22 protein-coding genes are annotated in these 22,186 nt (G+C 58.7%); 6 read left to right on the top strand and 16 right to left on the bottom strand.

What is annotated here, in order from left to right:
* The first annotated feature begins 125 nt into the window (after window positions 1-125).
* Together ACLH1I_RS22100 and ACLH1I_RS22105 are read left to right on the top strand one after the other, a co-directional pair.
* Entirely contained in the window at window positions 126-1,754 is a 1,629-nt protein-coding gene (locus ACLH1I_RS22100; protein ID WP_096833963.1) for a long-chain fatty acid--CoA ligase, read from the top strand.
* Window positions 1,751-3,475: an aldehyde dehydrogenase family protein gene (locus tag ACLH1I_RS22105; protein ID WP_096833962.1), complete on the top strand. Its 1,725-nt coding sequence runs from the start codon at window positions 1,751-1,753 to the stop codon at window positions 3,473-3,475. The genes ACLH1I_RS22100 and ACLH1I_RS22105 overlap by 4 nt, the downstream gene beginning before the upstream one ends.
* A 46-nt stretch (window positions 3,476-3,521) precedes the next feature.
* Here ACLH1I_RS22105 and potD read toward each other — a convergent pair whose 3' ends face one another.
* The 4 genes from potD to potA are packed head-to-tail and all read right to left on the bottom strand — an operon-like array spanning window position 3,522 to window position 7,324.
* Entirely contained in the window at window positions 3,522-4,568 is a 1,047-nt protein-coding gene (gene potD / locus ACLH1I_RS22110; RefSeq protein WP_004206631.1) for a spermidine/putrescine ABC transporter substrate-binding protein PotD, read from the bottom strand.
* Window positions 4,565-5,350 carry a spermidine/putrescine ABC transporter permease PotC gene (potC, locus tag ACLH1I_RS22115; protein WP_004150813.1) on the bottom strand — a complete coding sequence of 262 codons (786 nt, stop codon included), beginning with the start codon at window positions 5,348-5,350 and terminating at the stop codon, window positions 4,565-4,567. Before potC ends, potD begins: the two co-directional genes overlap by 4 nt.
* Window positions 5,347-6,204, bottom strand: a complete 858-nt coding sequence (gene potB / locus ACLH1I_RS22120; RefSeq protein WP_004150812.1) for a spermidine/putrescine ABC transporter permease PotB — start codon at window positions 6,202-6,204, stop codon at window positions 5,347-5,349. The genes potC and potB overlap by 4 nt, the downstream gene beginning before the upstream one ends.
* Entirely contained in the window at window positions 6,188-7,324 is a 1,137-nt protein-coding gene (gene potA / locus ACLH1I_RS22125; RefSeq protein WP_004150811.1) for a spermidine/putrescine ABC transporter ATP-binding protein PotA, read from the bottom strand. The genes potB and potA overlap by 17 nt, the downstream gene beginning before the upstream one ends.
* A 257-nt stretch (window positions 7,325-7,581) precedes the next feature.
* On the opposite strand from potA, the gene pepT reads away from it, so the two are divergent.
* Window positions 7,582-8,814, top strand: coding sequence for a peptidase T (gene pepT / locus ACLH1I_RS22130; protein WP_004206633.1), 1,233 nt, complete (start codon window positions 7,582-7,584; stop codon window positions 8,812-8,814).
* A gap of 139 nt (window positions 8,815-8,953) precedes the next feature.
* Here the strand turns inward: pepT and ACLH1I_RS22135 are convergent, their stop codons facing one another.
* The 3 genes from ACLH1I_RS22135 to phoP form a co-directional block, all read right to left on the bottom strand.
* Complete coding sequence (locus tag ACLH1I_RS22135; protein WP_004206634.1) at window positions 8,954-10,075, bottom strand: cupin domain-containing protein; 1,122 nt, start codon at window positions 10,073-10,075, stop codon at window positions 8,954-8,956.
* Between the two features lie 85 nt (window positions 10,076-10,160).
* Window positions 10,161-11,627 (bottom strand): two-component system sensor histidine kinase PhoQ, encoded by a 1,467-nt coding sequence (gene phoQ / locus ACLH1I_RS22140; RefSeq protein ID WP_023317928.1) that lies wholly within the window; start codon window positions 11,625-11,627, stop codon window positions 10,161-10,163.
* Complete coding sequence (gene phoP, locus ACLH1I_RS22145) at window positions 11,627-12,298, bottom strand: two-component system response regulator PhoP (protein WP_004206636.1); 672 nt, start codon at window positions 12,296-12,298, stop codon at window positions 11,627-11,629. Before phoP ends, phoQ begins: the two co-directional genes overlap by 1 nt.
* A 282-nt stretch (window positions 12,299-12,580) precedes the next feature.
* Here phoP and ACLH1I_RS22150 point away from each other — a divergent pair, with 282 nt between their 5' ends.
* A complete protein-coding gene (locus ACLH1I_RS22150; RefSeq protein WP_004206637.1) occupies window positions 12,581-13,387 on the top strand; it encodes an AraC family transcriptional regulator in 807 nt (268 codons plus the stop codon).
* A gap of 83 nt (window positions 13,388-13,470) precedes the next feature.
* Window positions 13,471-13,833, top strand: a complete 363-nt coding sequence (locus ACLH1I_RS22155; RefSeq protein ID WP_004206638.1) for a cupin domain-containing protein — start codon at window positions 13,471-13,473, stop codon at window positions 13,831-13,833.
* Window positions 13,834-13,887: 54 nt separating this feature from the next.
* Here the strand turns inward: ACLH1I_RS22155 and purB are convergent, their stop codons facing one another.
* From purB to rluE, 5 genes are read right to left on the bottom strand one after another with little or no spacing between them, the layout of a single operon-like run.
* The gene (purB, locus tag ACLH1I_RS22160) at window positions 13,888-15,258 is read right to left on the bottom strand and encodes an adenylosuccinate lyase (RefSeq protein WP_156234814.1); all 1,371 of its coding nucleotides are present in this window, start codon (window positions 15,256-15,258) and stop codon (window positions 13,888-13,890) included.
* 3 nt (window positions 15,259-15,261) lie between these two features.
* Window positions 15,262-15,903 (bottom strand): high frequency lysogenization protein HflD, encoded by a 642-nt coding sequence (gene hflD, locus ACLH1I_RS22165; protein ID WP_004140557.1) that lies wholly within the window; start codon window positions 15,901-15,903, stop codon window positions 15,262-15,264.
* 54 nt (window positions 15,904-15,957) lie between these two features.
* Window positions 15,958-17,064: a tRNA 2-thiouridine(34) synthase MnmA gene (mnmA, locus tag ACLH1I_RS22170; protein ID WP_004150803.1), complete on the bottom strand. Its 1,107-nt coding sequence runs from the start codon at window positions 17,062-17,064 to the stop codon at window positions 15,958-15,960.
* Window positions 17,065-17,120: 56 nt separating this feature from the next.
* Window positions 17,121-17,579 (bottom strand): NUDIX hydrolase, encoded by a 459-nt coding sequence (locus ACLH1I_RS22175; RefSeq protein ID WP_004206639.1) that lies wholly within the window; start codon window positions 17,577-17,579, stop codon window positions 17,121-17,123.
* 16 nt (window positions 17,580-17,595) lie between these two features.
* A complete protein-coding gene (gene rluE, locus ACLH1I_RS22180) occupies window positions 17,596-18,246 on the bottom strand; it encodes a 23S rRNA pseudouridine(2457) synthase RluE (RefSeq protein ID WP_023317931.1) in 651 nt (216 codons plus the stop codon).
* 240 nt (window positions 18,247-18,486) lie between these two features.
* Here rluE and icd point away from each other — a divergent pair, with 240 nt between their 5' ends.
* Window positions 18,487-19,737 carry an NADP-dependent isocitrate dehydrogenase gene (icd, locus tag ACLH1I_RS22185; protein ID WP_004150800.1) on the top strand — a complete coding sequence of 417 codons (1,251 nt, stop codon included), beginning with the start codon at window positions 18,487-18,489 and terminating at the stop codon, window positions 19,735-19,737.
* A 272-nt stretch (window positions 19,738-20,009) separates the two neighbouring features.
* On the opposite strand, the gene ACLH1I_RS22190 is transcribed toward icd, so the two are convergent.
* From ACLH1I_RS22190 to ACLH1I_RS22205, 4 genes are all read right to left on the bottom strand, one after another.
* Window positions 20,010-20,723, bottom strand: coding sequence for an ArsR/SmtB family transcription factor (locus ACLH1I_RS22190; protein ID WP_064794397.1), 714 nt, complete (start codon window positions 20,721-20,723; stop codon window positions 20,010-20,012).
* On the bottom strand, window positions 20,720-21,112 hold the full coding sequence (locus ACLH1I_RS22195) for a hypothetical protein (protein WP_064794396.1): 393 nt from the start codon (window positions 21,110-21,112) through the stop codon (window positions 20,720-20,722). The genes ACLH1I_RS22190 and ACLH1I_RS22195 overlap by 4 nt, the downstream gene beginning before the upstream one ends.
* The gene (locus ACLH1I_RS22200) at window positions 21,105-21,428 is read right to left on the bottom strand and encodes an antibiotic biosynthesis monooxygenase family protein (RefSeq protein WP_004203706.1); all 324 of its coding nucleotides are present in this window, start codon (window positions 21,426-21,428) and stop codon (window positions 21,105-21,107) included. Before ACLH1I_RS22200 ends, ACLH1I_RS22195 begins: the two co-directional genes overlap by 8 nt.
* 136 nt (window positions 21,429-21,564) lie before the next feature.
* Window positions 21,565-22,038, bottom strand: a complete 474-nt coding sequence (locus ACLH1I_RS22205; RefSeq protein ID WP_004203707.1) for an OsmC family protein — start codon at window positions 22,036-22,038, stop codon at window positions 21,565-21,567.
* Window positions 22,039-22,186: the final 148 nt, after the last annotated feature.

A 22,186-nucleotide genomic window follows, 5' to 3' on the forward strand; every position in this document is an offset into this window, starting at 1 on the left:
TGACCGCTGATTTCTGTACGTTTTTTTGTGCATACCGGCAAATGTAGACCAGATTCAATAGGCGTCCGCACGTTCGCGCCGCGACCCTGTTCCCCCGCCCGGAAGTCTGCAAAGGAGACCCCGCCATGCCGTCACCGATGATTTATCAGGATCTCACCACCACCGCGCTGCTCAGCCATGCGGCGCAATACCACAGCGAGACCGAGATCGTCTCGGTGAGCGCTGGCGGTGAGAAGGAGCGCAGCAGCTGGGGGGAGGTGGCCTGCCGAGCTCAGCGGCTGGCGTCGGCGCTGGCATCATTGGGGCTGCCACCGGGCGCCCGCTGCGCCACCCTCGCATGGAACAACCGTCGCCACCTGGAGATCTATTTTGCCGTCGCCTCCGGCGGCTGGGTAACGCATACCGTCAATCCGCGGCTGTCGGTTGACCATCTACTGTATATCCTCAACGACGCTGCCGACGAAGTGCTGTTCTTTGATCAGACCTTTTTGCCGCTGGTAGCGCAGCTGCTGGCGCAGCTGCCGACGGTGAAACACGTCGTGCTGATGGAGCCGCGCAGCGAAGCGGCGCTCAGCCAGCTGCCCTCATTGCTGTTTTATGACGATCTGTTGCAGCAGGGGACAGTAGACTACCGCTGGCCGCAGTTGAATGAACTGACGCCGGCCTCGCTCTGCTATACCTCGGGAACCACTGGCCGGCCGAAAGGGGTGTTGAATACCCATCGTTCGCTGGTCCTGCACGCTTTGAGCGGCAATCAGCCGGACGCCGCCGGGATATCGGCCAGGGACAGCCTGTTGCCGGTGGTGCCGATGTTCCATGTCAACGCGTGGGGGACGCCGTTTATCGCCGCCATGGTCGGGGCGCGGCTGGTGCTGCCGGGGCCGCACCTCGATGGCGACAGCCTGCTGCAGCTGCTGGCTGCCGAGAAAGTAACCGTGGGGTTTGGCGTGCCGGTGATCTGGGCCGGCTTGCTGGCGGCGATGCGTCGGACAGACGTGAGAATGCCTGAATTCAAACGTGCGCTGGTTGGTGGCTCCGCGCTGCCGCCGTCGATGGCCGAGGCCTTTCAGCGCGATTACGGCATTGCGCTGACCCACGCCTGGGGAATGACCGAAACATCGCCTATCGGCACCATCAACACGCTGTTGAGCAAACATGACGCCCTCCCGGCACAGGAGCAGCAAAAGCAGCGTACCGGTCAGGGGCGGCCTATTTTTGGCATCGAGCTGCAGGTGGTCGACGTGGATGGCGAACCGTTGCCCCGGGATGGTCAAAGTCAGGGGTATCTGCAGGTGAGGGGGCACTGGGTGGTAGAGCAATACTATGGTCAGGACGACAGCGCCCTGACCGCGGCAGGCTGGTTTGATACCGGCGATATCGGTACGCTCGACGCCAATGGTTATCTGGTGATCAGCGATCGGGCAAAGGATATTATCAAGTCCGGTGGCGAGTGGATCTCCACCGTTGAGCTGGAGAATATTGCCATCGCGCATCCGGCGGTACGCAGCGCGGCGGCCATCGCCGCCCGCCACCCGCGCTGGGACGAACGGCCGGTGCTGCTGTGCGTCCGCGCGGAAGGGGGGGAAGTGGAGGAGAGCGATCTGCTGGCCTGGTTTGAGAAACGGGTGCCTAAATGGCAGATCCCGGACCGGGTGATATTTGTCGATGCGCTGCCGGTCAGCGCCACGGGTAAGGTGCTTAAAAACCAGCTGCGCCAGGCCTACGGGGAAATTTTAATGAGTGAGGGACAATGAGCCACGCGCGACCCGGTCTGACGACCTGCTCTCAGTATGACGCAGCGCTGCACGCCTTGTCGGCGGCGCGCCAGCGCTGGGCGGAAACCTCAGTGAACCGTCGTCTGGCGCTCCTGCGCCAGATCAAGGATGCCCTGGCCAGCATAGCGCCGGCGTGGGTGGAGGCGGCGGCGAGGGCTAAAGGGCTGCCGGCGGGGGATCCGCTGACGGGCGAAGAATGGCTGGCGGGCCCCTGCGCGCTAATGGTCGGCTGCAACGGGCTTATCGCCACCCTGGAGCAACTGGAGGAGAAAACCTTTCTGCGGCGGATCCCGCTGAGGACGCTGGCGGACGGCCGGCTGGCGCTGCGGGTGGTGCCCGGCACGCTCTGGGATCGGCTGCTGCTCTCCGGTATTCGCGCTGAAATTTGGATGCAGCCGGGAGTCACCCGGGCCAATCTCGATCGCTGCGCGGCAGCCGCATACGACATCCCGCCGGCCGCGCGGCAGGGCAAGCTGGCGCTGGTGCTCGGCGCCGGAAATGTGGCCTCTATCGCGCCGCTGGACGTGTTACACAAGCTGTTTATTGAAAATCAGGTCTGCCTGCTGAAGCTCAACCCGGTGAATGATTATCTGCACGATCTGCTGGCTCAGGCTCTGGCGCCGCTGATCGCCATGGATGCGCTCCGCATCGTCACCGGCGACGCTCGGGCGGGGGCGTGGCTGACCACCCATCCCGCTGTCGATGAGATCCATATCACCGGATCGCGGGAGAGCCATGACGCCATCGTCTGGGGCGACGGGGAGGCCGCTCGCCAGCGTCGGGCCGCCGGGATGCCGCTGAACCCGCGCCGGGTGACCTCAGAGCTGGGCGGGGTCAGCCCCACCATTATCGTCCCCGGGCCATGGAGCGAGGCGGATATCGCTTTTCAGGCGCAGCAGCTGGCGACGCAGAAAATGAACAACGGCGGGTTTAACTGCGTGGCCAGCCAGGTGCTGATCCTGCAGCAGGGCTGGGAGCCGGCGTCGGCCCTGCTTAACCAGCTGTACCGGCTGATCGCCGCCAATACCCGCCAGGACTATTACCCCGGTGCGGAAAACCGGTTGACTAACTTTCGCCTGCGCGCCCGCCAGCCGCTGGAGATAGCGCGCGGCGATGCGCTGCCGTTGATTGTGGCGAACACCGAGGATGACCCCGACTTCTGCCAGCAGGAGGTCTTTGGTCCGGGGCTGTCGATCACCCGCCTTGAGGCCGACAGCGCGGAAAGCTTTCTGCGTCAGGCGATCGGCTATGCCAATCAGCGGCTGCAGGGCACGCTGGGGGCCAATATTGTGATCCACCCGCGCACCCGTAAAGCGATAGGGCGTAAGCGTTTTAACGCGCTGATCGCCGAGCTGCGCTACGGCACGGTGGCGATCAACTGCTGGAGCGGGGTAGCCTTCCTGTTAGCCCCTTGCCCGTGGGGGGCGTTTCCTGGCCATACGCTCGACGATATTCAGAGCGGGCGGGGCAAGGTGCATAACAGCTTTATGCTGGAGAAAGCCGAGCGCACGGTGATTGAGGCGCCGTTTCGGCCGTTTCCGCGCAGTCTGTGGCATGGCGAACTGACGCTGATGCCTTTGCCGCCCTGGTTTATTACCCACCGGGGGCAGGAAGCGGTGGCGCAGCGGCTGGTGGATTTTTACCATCGGCCGCGCTGGCGCAAGCTGCCGGCGATCCTCTGGCGCGCGCTGAGAGGCTAAACTGAGGGGGAAAAAAAGGGCGGAACCGCGGTTCCGCCCTGCGGGATTAGCGGCCCGCTTTCAGCTTCTGGTAATACTCTTCATAAATGGCGCTGGCGCTGCCGACGTCATTCTGCCATTCGCCTTTTTCGATGGTGGCGGCGTCCGGATAGAGCGATTTATCGTTGGCCACTGCCGGGCTGAGCATTTTGCGCGCCGCCAGGTTTGGCGTGGGGTAGCCGATGGTTTCCGCGACCTGTTTGGCGACATCCGGGCGCAGCAGGAAGTTAATCAGCTTCAGCGCGCCGTCGACGTTCTTAGCATTTGCCGGAATCGACAGGCTGTCCATCCAGAAGATGCCGCCTTCTTTCGGCCAGATCACTTCCAGCGGAGTACCGGCCTGGCGTGCGACGTAAGCCGAGCCGTTCCATACCATCCCGAGGTTCACTTCGCCTTCCATATACGGGTTCGCCGGGTTATCGGAGTTAAACGCCGCGACGTTGGGCATCAGTTTTTTCAGCTCGTTATAGGCGGCTTCAATCTCTTTCGGGTCGGTCGTGTTGCCGGAATAACCCAGCTTACGCAGCGCCATCTGGAACACTTCGCGTGCGTCGTCGGTCAGCAGCAGGCTGCTTTTGTATTCCGGTTTCCACAGGTCGGCCCAGCTGGTGACGGTTTTCGGATCGATAGCGTCGCTGTTGACGCCGATGGCCGTCGCCCCCCAGATGTAGGGGATGGAGTAGTCGTTATTCGGGTCGAACGGTTTGTTCAGCATCTGCGGATCGAGGTTGCTGAAGTTAGTCAGCTTGCTCTTATCGATCTTCTGCAGCATGCCTTCTTTGCGCATCTTGTCGACGAAGTAGGTCGACGGGACGACCAGATCGTACGCTCCGTCTTTATAGGTCTTGAGCTTGGCGTACATGGTTTCGTTCGACTCGTAGGTCGAGTAAATAACCTTGATGCCGGTCTCTTTGGTGAACTGCTCCAGCAGGCCCGGCGGCACATATTCGGTCCAGTTGTAGAAGTAGAGTGTTTTGCTGTCGTCCGCGTGGGCAGCGCTCATGCCGATTGCCAGAGCGCCCGCCGCGAGCAGGTGGCGTGACCATTTTTTCATTTTAACGTCCCCTGAGTTTTATCACGTGCAATTAACTGACTGGCGATGACCATCACCAGCGACAGAACCAACAGTATCGTTGCCAGGGCGTTCACCTCTGGCGAAACGCCGACCTTCACCATCGAATAGATCTTCAGCGGCAGGATTTCATACCCCGGACCGGTGACGAACGAGGAGACCACCACGTCATCCATCGACAGCGTGAAGCTCAGCAGCCACCCGGCGGCCACCGCCGGCAGGGCCAGCGGTAGGATGATTTTACGCAGGATGGTCATCTCGCTGGCGCCCAGATCTTTCGCCGCCTCCAGCATCCGCACGTCAAAGCCTTTCAGCCGGGAGTATACGGTGACCACCACAAACGGCAGGCAAAAGGTGATATGCGAAAACAGCAGCGACCAGAAGCCAAGCTGGACGCCAATCAGCATAAACAGCACCAGCAGGGAGATAGCCATGACAATATCTGGCGACATCATCACTACAAACAGCATACCGCTAACGAACGGTTTGCCGCGAAAGCGATAGCGATACAGCGCCACGGCGGTCAGCGAGCCGATAAGGGTGGCGAAGGTCGCCGAAAGCACCGCCATGGTCAGCGAGTGCTGGGCGGCCTGCAGCAGGCTATCGTTGTTCATCAGCAGGCTATACCAGTCGGTGGTGAACCCCTGCCAGTTGATGCCGAAGCGCGACCGGTTAAACGAGTTAACGATCAGGATAATAATAGGGATGTAGAGATACGCGTAGATGGCGGTCATAAAGCCGCCGCGCAGCAGTCGACCGATCATTCCAGCTCCACCTTTTTATTCAGCAGGCGCGCCGCGCGCCAGTAAATCAACAGCATCAGGCCCATCACCAGGGTTAAGGTAATGCTGGTTGCCGCGCCGAACGGCCAGTCGCGAATATTGAGGAACTGGCTCTTGATCACGTTGCCGATCAGCAGGTTCTTGGCGCCGCCCATCAGGTCGGAAACGTAGAATAGCCCCATCGCCGGCAACATCACCAGCAGGCAGCCGGCGATAATCCCCGGCATGGTTAGCGGAATGATGATGCGGATAAACGTCTGCAGCTTGCTGGCGCCGAGATCTTTCGCCGCTTCCAGCAGCGGACGGTCCAGTTTCTCAATGCTGGAGTAAAGCGGCATCACCATAAACGGCAGCAGGATGTATACCAGACCGATAATCACCGCCGACGGGGTGAACATAATGCGTATCGGCGTGTCGATCACTCCCAGCCACAGGAGAAACTCGTTAAGGTAGCCTTTGGTGCTGAGGAAAATCTTCAGCCCGTAGATGCGGATCAACGAGTTGGTCCAGAAGGGAACGATCAGCAGGAACAGCAGCAGGGGGCGCACCTTCTGCGGCAGCCGGGCAAGGAACCACGCAAACGGGTAGCCCAGCGCCAGGCAGGCGAGGGTCGCCAGCAGCGCCATGTTCAGCGAATGCAGCAGCACGTCGTAATAGAGCGGATCCAGCAGCCGCGAGTAGTTGTCCAGCGTGAAGACCAGCTTGACGAAGTTAGCGTCGTCGCGGGTCAGGAAGCTGGTGGCGATGATCATCAGATTGGGCAGAAAGACAAACAGCACCAGCCAACCGACGATGGTGGCGATCACCACATTCTGGAATTTACTGGTGTTCTTCATCGGCCAGCACCACCTCCCAGCTCTCTACCCAATTGATAGACATTTTCTGATCAAGAGAGTGGTCGAAATCCGGGTCGTCTTCGTTAAAGAATTCGCTGACCATCACCATTTTGCCGTTTTCCAGCTCCACCACCGACTCGAGGGTCATGCCCTTATAGTTGCGCTCGCGGACATAGCCTATCAGGCCGTCGGCGTCGCTGTTGTGGTGGATCTCATCGACGCGCAGATCTTCCGGGCGCAGCAGGACATGCAGGCGCTGGCCGGCCTCCACCGCAAAATTGACGGTGATGTTGCATTCACGCCCTTCCACGCTGGCCCGCACGCGCTGTTCGTCTAGGCGTTCAATGACCGTGGCGTCGAAGATATTGATCTCGCCGATAAAGCTGGCGACGAACAGGTTTTTTGGCTCTTCGTAGATCTCGCGCGGGGTGCCGTCCTGCTCAATTTTGCCATCACGCATCACCACGATGCGATCGGACATGGTCAGGGCCTCTTCCTGGTCGTGAGTGACGAAGACGAAGGTGATGCCGAGCTTACGCTGCAGCGCTTTCAGTTCGTTCTGCATCTGCTTGCGCAGCTTGTAATCCAGCGCCGAAAGGGACTCATCGAGCAGCAGCAGGCGCGGTTTGTTGACCACCGCGCGGGCGATGGCCACGCGCTGCTGCTGGCCGCCGGAGAGCTGGTGCGGTTTGCGCTGGGCAAAGGCCTCCAGCTGCACCATCTTTAAGGCATCCATCACCCGCGGTGTGATTTCCGCCGCCGGGGTTTTCTGCATCCGCAGGCCAAAGGCGACGTTCTCGAACACCGTCATATGCGGAAACAGGGCGTAGCTTTGGAATACGGTATTAACGTGGCGGTTTTCCGCCGGAACATGAGTGATATCGTGATCTTCGAGATGGATCCGTCCGCTGTCGACGTTTTCCAGGCCGGCAATAAGGCGCAGAACGGTGGTTTTACCGCAGCCAGAGGGGCCAAGCAGGGTGAGAAACTCACCATTGTTGATGGTCAGGTTAAGGTTATCGATGACCGTTTTACCATCAAAGCTCTTGCGAATTCCCGCCAGATGCACCAGCGGCGAACGCGAACGCGGTTGTATATTCAATTTTTGACTCTGTCCCATGTAGACGCAACGGAAATTTCCGGCCGCTGCGGGGTTTGTGATTAACCACCTTTGGGGTTGCACGTTTTTAATAAGGGCCAGCATTCTACGGCAAACGAGGGTAATCGCCAATCCTTGATACGCCCGCATAGTCTACCTTTACACCATAACGTCGGTTCCGTTATTAAATTTCGCTTTACGGGCTAAAAATGACCTGACGCAATATTTGTCTTTTCTGGCTTATCAATAATGTTGTCACAAAAGAAGAGGGTGGCTACATGGATAAATTGCTTGAGCGTTTTTTGCAGTACGTTTCTTTGGACACGCAGTCGAAGCCTGGCGTTCGTCAGGTCCCCAGCACGGAAGGGCAGTGGAAGCTGTTACGCCTGTTGCAGGCGCAGCTGGAAGAAATGGGACTGGTCAAGGTAACGCTGAGTGAAAAAGGGACGGTAATGGGAACCCTGCCCGCCAACGTTGAGGGCGATATCCCGGCCATCGGCTTTATCTCTCACGTCGACACCTCCCCGGATTTCAGCGGCAAAAACGTTAACCCGCAGATTGTCGAAAACTATCGCGGCGGCGATATCGCGCTCGGCATTGGCGATGAGGTGCTCTCTCCGGTGATGTTCCCGGTTTTGCATCAGCTTTTGGGGCAGACGCTGATCACCACCGACGGGAAGACGCTGCTGGGGGCGGACGACAAGGCCGGCATCGCCGAAATCATGACCGCGCTGGCGACCCTGCAGGCGAAAAACATCCCCCACGGCGATATCCGCGTGGCCTTCACCCCCGATGAAGAGGTGGGAAAAGGGGCGAAGCATTTCGACGTCGAGGCCTTTGACGCCCGCTGGGCCTACACCGTAGATGGCGGCGGGGTCGGCGAACTGGAGTTTGAAAATTTCAATGCCGCCTCGGTGACCATTAAGATCGTCGGCAACAACGTGCACCCCGGCACCGCGAAAGGGGTGATGGTCAACGCGCTGTCGCTGGCCGCGCGCATTCATGCCGAAGTGCCGGCCGACGAGGCGCCGGAGACCACAGAAGGCTATGAAGGCTTTTATCACCTCACCAGCATCAAAGGCAGCGTCGATCGGGCCGAGATGCACTACATCATCCGCGATTTTGACCGCAAGCACTTTGAGGCGCGCAAGCGCAAGATGATGGAGATCGCCAAAAAGGTGGGCAAGGGGCTGCACCCGGACTGCTATATCGAGCTGGTGATCGAGGACAGTTATTACAACATGCATGAGCAGGTGATTGCCCACCCGCACGTGGTCGATATTGCCCGCCAGGCGATGGTGGACTGCGATATCGAACCGCAGATGAAACCGATCCGCGGCGGTACCGACGGCGCGCAGCTCTCGTTTATGGGACTGCCGTGCCCGAACCTGTTTACCGGCGGCTACAACTATCACGGCAAACATGAGTTTGTCACCCTGGAAGGGATGGAGAAAGCGGTGCAGGTGATCGTGCGTATCGCCGAGCTGACGGCGGCACGAACAGGGAAATAACCTTCGCAACCAGACCGGTCATTCTGCTTGTCGCATAAGATGCCGGATGGCGGCTTTGCCTTATCCGGCATACGGTCCAGCCGGTGACTGCAGAACCCGTAGGCCCGGCAAGCGCAGCGCCGCCGGGCAGGATGGAGACTCAGTCGCCAAAGAACCAGTAGCCGCTGTTGACCAGCGCCGCCAGCATGGCGAGGAAGGAAGGATCTTCCAGCGCATCGCCAAAATGGTCGGCGCGCAGCGTCAGGTGGGTAGCTAAGGCGTCCAGCGCCGGACGGTGCGGGGAGTTGATCTTCTCCCCATTGACGAACACCTCGCCGTCAATGCGCAGCACCCGCAGGCCGCCCAGGCGTTCCAGGGTATCGCCCTGCTGCAGGGCATCATAAATCTCGTCAGGCTGATACGGCGGCTCCGGCGGCGCGACGTCAAGTTCATGACGCGACTGGGTGATAAACTCGCCGAACCACTGCTTAAAGTGCTCCGGTTGGTTAATCAGCCCCAGCATCATCTCGCGCAGGCGGTCGAGTTCGGCCGGTAAAATATCCGCCGGATGGTCGCGCGACGGCACGTCCGGATCGGCGTAGCGCTGGCTGCCCAGTTCGCGCTGGAGAACGTAGTCGGCAAATCCGCTGAACAACTCGCGGGCATTCGGCGCGCGATAGCCGACCGAATAGTTGAGCGAGTTTTCCAGCGAATACCCCTCATGCGGGAATCCTGGCGGAATATAGAGAATATCCCCCGGCTCCATCTCTTCATCGATAATCGCCTCGAAGGGGTCAACCTGCAGCAGGTCCGGATGCGGGCAGTGCTGTTTCATCGGCACTTTTTCCCCGACGCGCCAGCGTCGACGACCGGTGCCCTGAATGATAAACACATCATACTGATCCAGATGCGGGCCGACGCCGCCGCCCGGTACTGAGAAGGAGATCATCAGGTCGTCGATACGCCAGTCCGGCAGGGCGCGGAACGGATGCATCAGCGCCGCAGACGGCTCATGCCAGTGGTTAACCGCCTGCACCAGCAGGGACCAGTTGTTTTCGCTCAGGTGATCGTAGCTTTCGAAGGGACCGTGACTGACCTGCCATTTTCCATCCTGATGGCTGACAAGGCGGCTATCGACCTCGCTCTCCATGGCCAGTCCAGCCAGTTCGTCCGGGCTCAGCGGGTCGATAAAATTGGCGAAGCCGCGCTTCAATACCACCGGCCGTTTTTGCCAGTAGCGTTCGATAAAGTCGGGCCAGTTAAGCGTTAATTGATAATCCATATTGATATTCCACTGCAGGTGTCTGACAGGGATTATAACGGATGCGGCGCCCCGGCGATGCAGGCGCCGTGAAAAAACTCAACGATTAACTCTCTTTATCTTCCATCAGCTGGCGGCCAAACACCACCTCCATGCAGGCGCCGCCGAGCAGGCTCTCGCCGGCGATGATCTCCCCGTCATATTGTTCGACGATTTCCCGGGCGACGGAGAGCCCCACCCCCTGGCCGGGACGCAGAGTATCCGCCCGCTGGCCGCGGTCGAAGACGGCGCGGCGCTGGCTCAGCGGGATCCCCGGCCCATCGTCTTCCACCAGGATGTGCAGATGGCTGTCGGTGGTCTGGCGCACGGAAACCTCCACGAACTCCAGGCAGTACTTACAGGCGTTATCGAGAACGTTGCCCATCACTTCCATAAAATCGTTCTGCTCGCCGACAAAACTGATCTCCGGCGAGATGTCGAGCGAGATATTGACCCCCTTGCGCTGATAGACCTTATTGAGGGCGGAGGTCAGGCTGTCGAGCAGAGGGGCGATCGGATGCAGCTCCCGGCTCAGCAGGGTGCCGCCGCTGCGCATGCTGGCGCGATGCAGATAGTAGCCAATTTGTTGCGAGATACGGCTGATCTGCTCCAGCATCACTGGCTCCGCCTCGTCGACGCTGATCTTCTCGCCGCGCAGCGAGCGCAACGTGCTCTGCATCACCGCCAGCGGCGTTTTCAGGCTGTGGGTGAGATCGGTGAGGGTGGTGCGGTATTTGTCATAGCGTTCACGCTCGCTGCGAACCAGCCGGTTAAGGTTGCTCACCAGTCGGGTCAGCTCGCGGGTGGTGTTGGGATTGAGCTTCTCGCGGTGATGTTCCTCCAGCTCGCGCACCTCTTTGGCCAGCGACTCGATGGGGCGCAGGCTCCACCAGGCGGCGACCCACAGCAGGGGGATCACCAGCAACAGGTTGGCGGCCAGCACGTAGATAAACCAGCTCCACACCATATAGCTGCGCTTGAGCTCCACCGGGATGGTGTCGACCACCACGATACTGAGCTGGGGCATTTTGCTGGTGGCTGGGTAGAAGTTGATCGCCACCGAGTGGGTCATCTCCGAATCGTCGCCCTGTTCGCGGATGGCGTCCAGCTGTTCCTGAACCTCATGGTTATTGCGCAACAGCATACTGCTGCTGTCGACATCGGCTTCAATTTCATGGAAGCCATTGCGTTTCAACCAATCCGGTTGAATGCGCTTCGTCAGCCAGGGGACATCGCGCTGCGCCCACAGTAGTTTGCCCTTCTCATCGTAAATAAGGGTCACCGTCGGGCTTTCCATATTCAGATTTTCCGGGATATCGACATCAATGGCGCCGTTCTCCCATTTGGCCAGCATATAAAAGAGATTGCTCTCGCCGCGTAGCAGACGGAAGGTGGTTTTATCGAAGCTGACGCTGTAGCCCACCAGCGCCACCATGCCATAGGCCAGGGAGAGCACCAGCACCACCCCGGCGGTCGCCAGCAGGAAGCGAACCCGTAATGACAGCGGGAAAATATGCCGCAACAGTCCCTTCATCAGCGCAGTTCGAACAGATAGCCCTGGCCGCGCACCGTGGTGATGACGTCCTGCGGGTATTCAGCCTGAATTTTCTTACGCAGCCGGCCCATCAGCACGTCGATGGTATGGCTTTCACGCAGTTCGGCATCCGGGTAAAGCTGGAGCATCAGGGAATCTTTACTGACCACTTTGCCGCGGTTGCGGATCAGGGTTTCCATAATCGTGTACTCAAAGGCCGTCAGCTTGATCGGCTGATCGTTCACCGACAGCTCGCGGCGGGAGAGGTCGACCTGAAACGGCGGCAGAGAGATCACCTGCGAGGCCAGGCCGCTGTTGCGGCGCAGCAGCGCCTGCATGCGGGCGGCAACCTCTTCAATATGGAAAGGCTTGGTGACGTAATCATCCGCCCCGGCGCTGAGCACTTCGACTTTATCCTGCCATCCTTCGCGGGCGGTCAGCACCAGCACCGGCAGCGACACGTCATGGCTGCGCCAGCGACGGATCAACGATAATCCATCTTCGTCCGGCAGGCCGAGATCGACGATGGCGATATCCGGGAGATGTTCGCCCAGATAGTAATCCGCTTCCTTGGCATCCTCTGCGGCATCGACCTGATGGCCCAGCTCCTGGAGCTGAACTTTGAGGTGGTGACGCAGCAGGGCATTATCCTCAACCACGAGTACGCGCATGGCTGTTCTCCCTTGCAATTTCGAAAGTAGTCTGACGTTTATTATATACGCAAAATATAAACAGCTGTTAAATAAAGCTTTTTATACAAACGGCGTGGAGCATCGCCGGGCAGGCCGGCGTTGAGCGGCGCCTTTTGCGCAGCGGGTATGGAACTCCTTCATTCTATGCGTAATTTCAGCAAACGCCCAGCGGCTGGGCGCGGCAGTGAGCGGGTTGGTGATGTTAATTTTTTGTGTAATAGTGCTCGAATCCTCCCTCAAGAACGCCGCAGGTTATTCATTATGTCTCAGCAGCAGAGCGCGGATTGGGTCAGGCTGGCGCAATCGCCCAGCCGCACGGAGCGCATCGAAGCCTTCTTCGGCGGCCACGGCTACGAGCCGCACCGGCATGATACCTACGCCATCGGCCAGACGATCGCCGGCGTGCAGAGCTTTCACTATCGCGGCGGGCTACAGCACAGTCTGCCCGGCGGGACGATGGTCCTTCACCCGGACGAAATACACGATGGCGAGGCGGGCACCGAGGCGGGGTTTCACTACCGCATGGTCTACATTGAGCCAGCGCTGATCCAGAAGATACTCGGCGGCAGGCCATTGCCGTTTATCCCCGGCGGCCTGTCGGCGGATCCACGGCTAGGTCGCGCCGTGCAGCCGCTGTTGAAAGCGGTCACGGATACCTTCGAGCCGCTGGAGGAAGAAGACGCCCTGTACGACCTGGCGCAGACCCTGGCCGTGGTCGGCGGGCAGCGTTCCCGTCGCCAGGCGTTTGATTATCAGGCGGCGGAGAGGGCTCGGGAGTATATCCATGCCTGTTTTATGCAGGATATGACCCTCGACACCCTGTCGCAGGTCAGCGGCCGGGACCGCTGGAGCCTGAGCCGTGATTTCAGAACGCTGTACGGCACCAGCCCGTGGCGCTACGTCATGATGCGCCGGCTCGATTTTTGTCGCCAGCGGATGCGCGCCGGGGAGCGTCTGGTGGATATTGCCGCTGACGCGGGGTTTGCCGACCAGAGCCACATGACGCGCCAGTTTATCAGCCGCTTTGGCCTCTCTCCGGGGCGCTGGCTGCGGGCGATCCGCGGCTAAGGCGGCGCAGGTTGCACAATCGTTCAAGCGTCAACGCGGCGAGGCGAACTATGCTGACTGCCTTTATCACAAGGAGACAGCCTATGTATCAACTCGTTAATCTTGCTCAGAAATTTTCCCTGTTCAGCGAACAATGGCAGCCCAAAGTGGTGGCCGAAATGAATGACTATCAGTTCAAGATCGTGCGCATCGCCGGCGACTTTATCTGGCACAGCCACCCGGAAACCGATGAGACGCTGATGGTGGTGGAGGGGGTATTGCGCGTGGACTTTCGCGACGGACATGTGCTGGTGAAGGCCGGGGAGATGATCGTCGTGCCGCGCGGGGTGGAACATAAGACCTCGACGGAGACGGAAGCGAAGCTGATGCTGATTGAACCGCGCGGGGTGTTGAATACCGGCCACGAGGGCGGCGAGCGGACGGCGGTGAACGACGTTTGGATCTGATCGCTTTCCGGCGATAAAACGCCCCTCTTTCCGGCGGAAAGAGGGGCAGGGCGATTACTTCAGCTCGTCAACCATGGTGATTGCCCGGCCGATATAGTTGGCCGGGGTCATCGCTTTGAGACGCACTTTTTCCTCTTCCGGCAGGGCGAGGCTGTCAATAAACTGCTTCATCCCTTCCGCGTCAACGCGTTTGCCGCGGGTCAGCTCTTTCAGCTTCTCGTACGGTTTTTCGATACCGTAACGACGCATCACGGTCTGGATCGGCTCAGCCAGTACTTCCCAGTTGTGATCCAGTTCATCCAGCAGGCGATCCTGGTTCAGCTCCAGCTTGCTGATCCCTTTGAGGGTGGACTGATAGGCGATCAGCGCATAGCCGATGCCCACGCCGAGGTTACGCAGAACGGTGGAGTCGGTCAGGTCGCGCTGCCAGCGGGAAACCGGCAGTTTGCTGGCCAGGTGCTGCATGACCGCATTGGCCAGGCCGAGGTTGCCTTCGGAGTTTTCGAAGTCAATCGGGTTCACCTTGTGCGGCATGGTGGAGGAGCCGATTTCCCCGGCGATGGTCTTCTGTTTGAAGTGGTTGAGCGCGATGTAGCCCCACACGTCGCGATCGAAGTCGATCAGAATGGTGTTAAAGCGCGCGATGCAGTCAAACAGCTCAGCGATATAGTCATGCGGCTCGATCTGCGTGGTGTACGGGTTCCACTGAATGCCCAGCGAAGTAACAAACTCTTCGCTGAACTGATGCCAGTCGACTTCCGGGTAAGCGGCGATGTGGGCGTTGTAGTTACCCACCGCGCCGTTGATTTTACCAAGGATTTCCACCTGGTTCAGCTGACGGTACTGGCGCTCCATACGGTAGGCGACGTTGGCCATCTCTTTACCCATGGTGGACGGTGTCGCTGGCTGGCCGTGGGTACGGGAGAGCAGCGGCACATCGCGGTACTGGGTCGCCAGATCTTTTACCGCGTCAATCAGTTTGCGCCAGTAAGGCAGAACCACTTCGTCGCGGGCGGTTTTCAGCATCAGCGCGTGGGAGAGGTTATTGATGTCTTCAGACGTACAGGCGAAGTGAATAAACTCCGACACGGCGTGCAGTTCGGCGATGTCAGCGACTTTCTCTTTCAGAAAGTACTCTACCGCTTTCACGTCGTGGTTAGTGGTGCGCTCGATGGTTTTGATGCGCTCGGCGTCTTCGACGCTGAAATCGGCAACGATTTTGTCAAGGAAACCGTTTGCGTCGGCAGCAAAAGCAGGAACTTCCTTGATCGCTGCGTGGGCGGCCAGTTTTTGCAGCCAACGTACTTCCACCTGAACGCGGAATTTCAGCAAACCGAATTCGCTGAAGATACCGCGCAGCGCGCTGACTTTATCGCCGTAGCGGCCGTCTACAGGGGAAACGGCGGTCAGTGAGGATAATTCCATAGATCACAACTCCGGGGTTAAATGAGCAAGAATTTGCTTTGCCTGGTTAACCAGACGATTACGGGAAAACATAAGCTGGAGACGTCCGCCGCCCACCTGATGCCAGAGCACCGCGGCGCGAATACCCGCCAGCAGCGCTGAGCGAACTTTCGCCTGCACCTGCGGGCTTTGCAGCACGGCAGGGGAGCCGGTCACCTGAATACGCGGGCCCAGCGGGCTTATCACGTCGACATAGATGCCCGCCATGGCGCTGAGCAGCGTTTCGGACTGCAGGTCAAAGTGCTCCAGCTGACGATGCAGGCCGGCGATGCGGTTGCCGAGCGTGTCCATCGCCCCTTTACTGGCGGCGAGCTTGCGCTCCAGCACCATCAGGCTCAGGGTATAGCGGGTGAGTTCCGCATTGAGGCCCTGGCGACTGCTGGTATTGAGCACCCCGAGCAGCGTTTCAAGGCCGAGGCGAAGATTGGCTTCACTGCCACCGAACACCGCCAGCGTCGACTCGGGATCGAGGTCGATGATGCTGTTCAGCGACACATGCAGGGCATCGCTGTCGCAATGTCCCTGATGCGCCAGTTGCTGAACCAGTCGCGCCGCCTGGCAAACGCCAGCCAGCGCCAGGGTGATGTCATAGTAATTCTTCGCCACACATACTCCTTGTCAGCCGCCGGGGCGGTTCGTCCCGGCGGAAATAACGCGCGTTCAGGACTGCAGAGGCAGTCGTTGTTCAATAATTCCGCCGCCGAGACACACTTCACCCAAATAGAATACCGCGGACTGGCCCGGTGTCACCGCCGCGACCGGCTCATCGAAGCGGACTTCGATACGGTCTTCATCCAGCGCGGTAACGGTGCAGGGGATATCGGTCTGGCGATAGCGGGTTTTCACCGTGCAGCGCAGGGTGCCCTGCAGCGGTTCACGGTTTACCCAGTGCAGCTGTTGGGCAATCAGACCGACGGACATCAGGCGCGGGTGGTCATGGCCCTGGGCGACGATAAGAATATTATTCTCAACGTCTTTATCGACCACGTACCATGGATCTTCGCTACCCTCTTTGGTGCCGCCGATACCCAGCCCTTTACGCTGGCCCAGGGTGTGGTACATCAACCCCTGATGGGTACCGATCTCCTCGCCGTCGACGGTGAGGATTTTGCCCGGCTGCGCCGGCAGGTAACGGCCAAGGAAATCGCGGAATTTACGCTCGCCGATAAAGCAGATGCCGGTGGAATCTTTTTTCTTCGCGGTGATCAGATCCAGCTCTTCGGCGATCTTACGCACCTGCGGTTTTTCCAGTTCACCCACCGGGAACAGGCTCTGGGCAATCTGCTCGTGGCTAAGGGTATAAAGGAAGTAGCTCTGATCTTTATTGCCGTCGAGTCCGCGCAGCAGCTGGCTTTTACCGTCTACATCGGCGCGGCGCACATAGTGCCCGGTGGCGATGTAGTCGGCGCCGAGGTCTTCGGCAGCAAACTCGAGGAAGGCTTTAAATTTGATCTCTTTATTGCACAGAATATCCGGGTTCGGCGTGCGGCCGGCTTTGTACTCTTCCAGGAAGAGCTCAAAGACGTTATCCCAATATTCGGCGGCAAAGTTAACGGTGTGCAGTTCAATGCCCAGCTTATCGCAGACCGCTTGCGCATCGGCAAGGTCGGCGGCGGCGGTGCAGTATTCCTCGCCGTCGTCTTCCTCCCAGTTCTTCATGAACAGGCCTTCCACCTTATACCCTTGCTGCAGCAACAGGTACGCGGAGACCGAGGAGTCGACGCCGCCGGACATGCCGACGATCACTTTTTTCTGGCTTTCTGACATGGAAATACTCGCTACATTGAACTTCGAGGCGGCGTATTCTAGCACGCGCTCACCGTTCATTCACCCCCTGTGAACGGCCAGTTAAAGGCGCCAATCAGCGACAGCGGCTGCCGCGGGTCCTGCAGGTAGCAGCGAATGCTTTCGGCAACCAGCGGCGAGCGCAGGTTTGGCGCGTTAAGAATTTCCTCAGCACTGAGCCACAGGCAGCGATCGATATCGCTGTCGTGCGGTTCAGTGGCGCACGGATCGCTAAGTTCGATAGCGAACAGGAAGCGCAGAAACGGGGTGTTATCGGGAGCCAGCCACTGATGCATGCGGATGAAGTGCTGCGGCGTGGCGCGAATGCCGGTCTCCTCCCACAGTTCACGTTCGGCGGCCTGCAGCAGCGTTTCATTGGCCTCGAGATGGCCCGCCGGCTGGTTCCACAGTGCTTTGCCGTTAATGGTTTCTTCGACGATGAGAAATTTATCCTGGGCGTGAACCACGCAGGCAACGGTGACATGAGGTTTAAACATCGCTTTTCCTTTTCAGTTATTCGGCTTTGCGCCAGTCGCCGTTGGCCAGTCCGTCGAGCGTATAGCCGCCCATGGCGTAGCGGATCAGACGCAGGGTGGGGAAGCCGACGTGGGCGGTCATCCGGCGCACCTGGCGGTTGCGTCCTTCGTAGAGCGTAATTTTCAGCCAGCGGGTGGGAATCGATTTGCGCTCACGAATCGGCGGGTTGCGCGGCCACAGCCAGACGGGTTCCTCCACAAGTTCTACGCCGGCAGGCAGGGTGGGGCCGTCGTTGAGGGTGACGCCGTCGCGCAGCGCGGCCAGCGCCTCGGGCGTGGGTTCGCCTTCCACCTGAACATAGTAGATCTTGCCGGTGCGCTTACCCGGCTGGGTCAGCTTCGCCTGCAGCGCGCCGTCGTTGGTCAGCACCAGCAGGCCTTCGCTGTCGCGATCGAGCCGACCGGCAGCATAGACGCCCGCCACCGGAATAAAATCTTTCAGCGTGCTGCGCCCGGCCTCGTCGGTAAATTGCGGCAACACATCATAGGGTTTATTGAACAAGATCACAGTTTTTGGCTGGCGTTCTTTACGTTGTCTGGTGACTTGTTGTGTGCTGAATCGCTCAACGCGATGTTTTCTAAATGAAGTTTTCTGCATGGTATTTTCAGGCTCTATCAATTGCCGCATTATAGCCTAATTACGAATGCCTTTCATGGACGCAAACATTCAGGTAGTATTGACATGCTCATTACAAATTATTAACAAAAAATTGCTCAAACCGATTCGCACTACAGGCAGGAAGGCGACACGGACGCGATAGCTCCGGTTAGCGGGAAGACCCGGTACTCCGAAGCTGGCCGACTCAGCCAACACCAGGCTCGCGTGAAGAGGGAAGAGCAGAACCAGAAGCGCTCGAAGGAGAGGTTAATGGAAAGCAAAGTAGTAGTTCCGGCGGAAGGTCAAAAAATCACCCTGCAAAACGGCAAACTGAACGTCCCTCACAATCCGATTATCCCGTTCATTGAAGGTGACGGTATCGGCGTTGACGTTACCCCAGCGATGCTGAAAGTGGTTGATGCCGCCGTTGAGAAAGCCTATAAGGGCGAGCGTAAAATTTCCTGGATGGAAGTTTACACCGGTGAGAAATCGACACACGTCTATGGCCAGGATGTCTGGCTGCCAGCTGAAACCCTCGATCTGATTCGTGACTACCGCGTTGCTATCAAAGGTCCTCTGACTACCCCAGTCGGCGGCGGCATTCGTTCCCTGAACGTGGCGCTGCGCCAGGAGCTGGATCTCTACGTCTGCCTGCGTCCGGTACGTTACTACCAGGGCACCCCGAGCCCGGTTAAGCACCCGGAACTGACCGACATGGTTATCTTCCGTGAAAACTCCGAAGATATCTATGCAGGCATCGAGTGGAAAGCCGACTCTGCTGAAGCAGACAAAGTGATCAAATTCCTGCGCGATGAGATGGGCGTGAAGAAAATTCGCTTCCCGGAACATTGCGGCATCGGCATCAAGCCGTGCTCTGAAGAAGGCACCAAACGTCTGGTTCGTGCAGCCATTGAGTATGCGATCACCAACGATCGTGATTCCGTCACTCTGGTGCACAAAGGCAACATTATGAAGTTCACCGAAGGCGCGTTCAAAGACTGGGGCTACCAGCTGGCTCGCGAAGAGTTCGGCGGCGAGCTGATCGACGGCGGCCCGTGGGTGAAAATCAAGAACCCGAACACCGGCAAAGAGATCGTGGTAAAAGACGTGATCGCCGACGCCTTCCTGCAGCAGATCCTGCTGCGTCCGGCGGAATACGACGTTATCGCCTGTATGAACCTCAACGGCGACTACATCTCTGACGCGCTGGCGGCACAGGTTGGCGGTATCGGTATCGCCCCGGGCGCCAACATCGGCGACGAGTGCGCGCTGTTCGAAGCGACTCACGGTACTGCGCCGAAGTATGCTGGCCAGGACAAAGTGAACCCGGGCTCCATCATCCTGTCCGCAGAAATGATGCTGCGCCACATGCAGTGGTTCGAAGCCGCAGACCTGATCGTTAAAGGCATGGAAGGCGCTATCGCCGCCAAGACCGTGACCTATGACTTCGAACGTCTGATGGAAGGCGCTAAACTGCTGAAATGTTCAGAGTTTGGCGACGCGATTATCGCGAACATGTAATCCCGTTAGTGGATTAAGTTAAAGCGGGAGCCGATGGGCTCCCGTTTTTTTATCGCATTCAGGCCGTTATTTTGCCGGACGCTCGCTGCGCGGTACCATGGTCGATTTCCCGCAACACAATGTCCATCAAAGCCATGCGCTTACAACAGGGCTAGCTCAGTTTACCGCGAGATCGCAAGTGGGTATGGATTGAACGCCAGGGGTCTTACTGATGGCCCGACCGGCTTAAACCGGTGCCGTTCGGCGAAAATGTGATGTAGCCTAAACTCAGGCTATCCACCCACCTTCAGATTAAACAGCCGGGACAGCGCCGCTCTGCCGCTATCCGTCACTTGCACTTCCCGATATCCCGGCGTGCGGGTGATCCATCCTTTCTGCTCAAACAGCGCCATCAGCGCCGATCCGGCGTCGCCTCCCAGATGAAAACGTCTTTCGCTCCAGTCAAGACAGGGGCAACAAGGCTTACGTCGCGGGCGAGCGTTAAGTACCGCGCCCAGGCTTTCAAGCTGGGTTTTACCGGCTGACGTCAGGGCCAGGCCATCGGCCGTCAGCCATTTTTCCCGCAGCATAAACTCATAAATCTTCACCGCCAGCTCGCCCGCCAGATGGTCGTAGCAGGTGCGAGCGTAGCGAAGTGTCACCGGCGTGCTGGTGGCCAGCGCCTTATGCGACTGCATTGAGACGCCCATCAGGTTTTCCAGCAGCCCGGCGATATGCGCGCCTGCCAGGCGGTAATAGCGGTGGCGCCCCTGCGCGAGACACACCACCAGCCCGTTGCTGAGCAGCCGGGCAAGATGTCCGCTGGTGGTGGAGGCGGAGACCTCGGCGACCGTGCTGAGCTCGGTCGCCGTCCATGCGCGCCCGTCCATCAGCGCGCAGAGAATGCTGACCCTTGACGGGTCGGAGAGGGCAGAGGCCACCATCGCCATCGCGGTTTCCAGTGCCGCCTCTGGCTCACTGTCTTGCTGCGTTTTCAGGAGATTCATTCAGAAAGTATGGCCCATTTTTTGGTCACTTCCGCTGCCCGGGTGTCATCATCGGTAAGAAGAATGAGCCGGTTACGGTGGTCGCTGTACTGTACCAGAATATTAATACCGTTGCGGGCAAGGGTGTCGGCAATGTCTCCCAGTTCCCCGGGGCGTTCCTGGGGTAACTTACGTATCAGAGGACGGCATACATCGCTGACCGTAAAGCCGGCCTCGGTCAGCACCCTGCGGGCTGTCTCACCGTCCTCCACCAGAAAATGCGCATGTCCGGCATCAGGCGTGGTGAATACCCCACCACCTTCGAGGCCCACACCGTTGTTGCCCAGCGCTATACCCATTGCGCCAAGCGAGCCCGGCGTGTTGTTGAGAATGATGTGAATATCATACATCTGGCTGTGCTCCCCGATCCGATGAGTAATCCCGGAACACGCGGGCAACGCGTATTCTGTAGTATGAAAAAATCGATGCTTTGCCTTCGCGCTGGGCAGCCAGATGCCGCTCATTTTGCTGCCAGTTGGCCACCGATGCTTCATCTTCCCACCAGGATAGCGAAAGGATTTTGCCGGGCGAATTCAGGCTCTGAAAACGCTCGATGGCAATAAACCCCGGCGTGTCTGAAAGCAAAGGCGTCAGCCCGGCCGCCAGCTGAAGATATCTTTCCTGTGCTTCCGGTAAGGCGTCGGCCTCAAAAAGTACTGCAATCATAAGTCTGCTCCGTGGTGAATGTCCGTGCAGTCTAATGACGACCAGAGCAGGATGCTTCGGCGTGCAGCGAAGTGTGGCTGAGGTTGGATACCCCAGCCACATTTCCTGCGCACCGGATGATCGCGCCAGAAACGAGTTACTCTGCGTTAAAGATAATAAATTCAGGCTGGTAGCTGACCGGGAAATTGACCGATCGGGCGATAAAACAGACGTGATGGATCTGCTGATGAAGGGCCGCGGCGGCGTCGAGATCGGTACCTGGTAATACGGTGATTTTCGGCCGGAGGGTAGCAGAAATAAAGCGACCCGCGCCCCCTTTTAATACTTCACCCGTTGCCACCGGCGAGTCCTGATATTCCATGACCGTAATGCCGGCATCTGAGGCCAGATGTAAGTACCACAGCATGTGACAGGCAGAGAGAGAAGAGAGCAGGAGATCTTCCGGGTTCATTTTGCCGGGATCGCCGCCCAGTAATGGATCATTTGAACAATGAATGGGTTCTTTTCCCTTTACCGCGATATCCCAGGTCCGGGCATAAGCCTTGTAACCCGAGGTACCCGTGCCCTGATTGCCGGTCCATGTGATATGACTGGTATAAGCATGTTCCATTGGTTTGCCTTTCTCTGTAGAGGGATGAATTTCTTCACTGCGGTATCGTCCAGTTGCATTGCCTGAACGAAGCCGCAGGTAGAATCGCAAGGTTGTCATGACGTTGGCTCGAATGGTATAATGGTATACCATTTATGAATGATGTAAA

Source organism: Klebsiella sp. 1SOBk10mer (genome assembly GCF_046602535.1).
Taxonomy (GTDB): Bacteria; Pseudomonadota; Gammaproteobacteria; order Enterobacterales; family Enterobacteriaceae; genus Klebsiella; species Klebsiella quasipneumoniae.

Bases quoted from the DNA above. Each gene is read 5' to 3' on its own strand.
- mnmA (WP_004150803.1), bottom strand. From the start codon at position 17,064: ATGTCAGAAAGCCAGAAAAAAGTGATCGTCGGCATGTCCGGCGGCGTC.
- ACLH1I_RS22100 (WP_096833963.1), top strand. From the start codon at position 126: ATGCCGTCACCGATGATTTATCAGGATCTCACCACCACCGCGCTGCTC.
- purB (WP_156234814.1), bottom strand. From the start codon at position 15,258: ATGGAATTATCCTCACTGACCGCCGTTTCCCCTGTAGACGGCCGCTAC.
- ACLH1I_RS22175 (WP_004206639.1), bottom strand. From the start codon at position 17,579: ATGTTTAAACCTCATGTCACCGTTGCCTGCGTGGTTCACGCCCAGGAT.
- ACLH1I_RS22105 (WP_096833962.1), top strand. From the start codon at position 1,751: ATGAGCCACGCGCGACCCGGTCTGACGACCTGCTCTCAGTATGACGCA.
- potC (WP_004150813.1), bottom strand. From the start codon at position 5,350: ATGATCGGTCGACTGCTGCGCGGCGGCTTTATGACCGCCATCTACGCG.
- potD (WP_004206631.1), bottom strand. From the start codon at position 4,568: ATGAAAAAATGGTCACGCCACCTGCTCGCGGCGGGCGCTCTGGCAATC.
- pepT (WP_004206633.1), top strand. From the start codon at position 7,582: ATGGATAAATTGCTTGAGCGTTTTTTGCAGTACGTTTCTTTGGACACG.
- ACLH1I_RS22190 (WP_064794397.1), bottom strand. From the start codon at position 20,723: ATGAATCTCCTGAAAACGCAGCAAGACAGTGAGCCAGAGGCGGCACTG.
- ACLH1I_RS22135 (WP_004206634.1), bottom strand. From the start codon at position 10,075: ATGGATTATCAATTAACGCTTAACTGGCCCGACTTTATCGAACGCTAC.
- phoQ (WP_023317928.1), bottom strand. From the start codon at position 11,627: ATGAAGGGACTGTTGCGGCATATTTTCCCGCTGTCATTACGGGTTCGC.
- ACLH1I_RS22195 (WP_064794396.1), bottom strand. From the start codon at position 21,112: ATGTATGATATTCACATCATTCTCAACAACACGCCGGGCTCGCTTGGC.
- ACLH1I_RS22155 (WP_004206638.1), top strand. From the start codon at position 13,471: ATGTATCAACTCGTTAATCTTGCTCAGAAATTTTCCCTGTTCAGCGAA.
- potB (WP_004150812.1), bottom strand. From the start codon at position 6,204: ATGAAGAACACCAGTAAATTCCAGAATGTGGTGATCGCCACCATCGTC.
- phoP (WP_004206636.1), bottom strand. From the start codon at position 12,298: ATGCGCGTACTCGTGGTTGAGGATAATGCCCTGCTGCGTCACCACCTC.
- rluE (WP_023317931.1), bottom strand. From the start codon at position 18,246: ATGCGGCAATTGATAGAGCCTGAAAATACCATGCAGAAAACTTCATTT.
- icd (WP_004150800.1), top strand. From the start codon at position 18,487: ATGGAAAGCAAAGTAGTAGTTCCGGCGGAAGGTCAAAAAATCACCCTG.
- ACLH1I_RS22150 (WP_004206637.1), top strand. From the start codon at position 12,581: ATGTCTCAGCAGCAGAGCGCGGATTGGGTCAGGCTGGCGCAATCGCCC.
- ACLH1I_RS22205 (WP_004203707.1), bottom strand. From the start codon at position 22,038: ATGGAACATGCTTATACCAGTCATATCACATGGACCGGCAATCAGGGC.
- potA (WP_004150811.1), bottom strand. From the start codon at position 7,324: ATGGGACAGAGTCAAAAATTGAATATACAACCGCGTTCGCGTTCGCCG.
- ACLH1I_RS22200 (WP_004203706.1), bottom strand. From the start codon at position 21,428: ATGATTGCAGTACTTTTTGAGGCCGACGCCTTACCGGAAGCACAGGAA.